Consider the following 1,051-nt stretch of genomic DNA (forward strand, 5'->3'; position numbering starts at 1 on the left):
CAGCTTCTGCACAGACGCCCAAACATATACCTGCGCTGTCGGAAGACGCCCAGCAACCGGAGGGGTCGTTGCCAGGGTCCGTTCCTGCGCCAAAGAATCTTCACAAAATGCTTGGCGACGCCTATATGGAAGAAGGCGATTCGGTGCGAAACGTCCCATCGACCACAATCAAGAGATTTTCAGAAACGCCGGTAGATAATCAAACGCGCTTGACCAACGGTGTCGTTGATCGAATTGTGGAATTTAAAACGGATCCGAATGCTCAAACCAAAAAAGTACTTTATATCTATGGAACTAAAGTAGGGTCCGGAGGAATAACGCAAGAGGATGTATCACGCAGCGAAAATCGAATCAAGATGATGGCTGCAAAAGGCCATGAGATGTATTATGCGGGTAGCGAAAGCAAAGAAGATATTATTAACTCATGGAATGACATCGGCACCAAAATACCCGAAATGAACGAAGTGATTTTTGATTTTCATGGCAACCTGAGCCCGTCGCAAAAGTTTACGCCGGCCATACAGTTATTTCCAGGCAATCAATTTAATTTGAGCTCCATTGATCAATTAGAAAAGAAAAATGTGCCTAGCGTTAAATTTTACAACTGCTATGGCGGCTTTATGCATTGCAATAATTTTGCAACAAAAACCTTGGAAAAAATGCCGGGAGTGAATGAAGTTTTTGCATCTGATGGAGTCCGCATTGATAATGGTTCTACTTTCCGCTGGGATCGCTATTATCCAAACTATGTAATCTCTAATGAGGCGCGAGAGATGTACGGCGTGCCCTCCATGAAAGCTCAAGGTAAATTGCGCTATAGCCGAAATTCGGCCGGTGATATCCAGATTGAAAATACTCATACCAATACTCCTATCCGAGTAATTCCTAAAGAAGGAGCAGCCAACCCCCTTAATTCAGACAGCAGGTCTCAACCAATAGATGCTCGCGAATTGTCAGCCGCAGGCCTACTAACGAAAGCGGCTAGTGAAAAGCTCGCGGTGGGCGAAAAATACGATACTCGGCTCATTGTCAAACTAGAGTCAGATCCAGT

At 45.0% G+C, this 1,051-nt stretch carries 1 protein-coding gene; it reads left to right on the forward strand.

What is annotated here, in order from left to right; translation table 11 throughout:
- On the forward strand, window positions 1-1,051 hold a 1,051-nt coding region (locus tag D8U73_RS29135; protein ID WP_177435512.1), incomplete at both ends, for a hypothetical protein.

Source organism: Pseudomonas sp. Sample_22, assembly GCF_004307635.1.
Taxonomy (GTDB): domain Bacteria; phylum Pseudomonadota; class Gammaproteobacteria; order Pseudomonadales; family Pseudomonadaceae; genus Aquipseudomonas.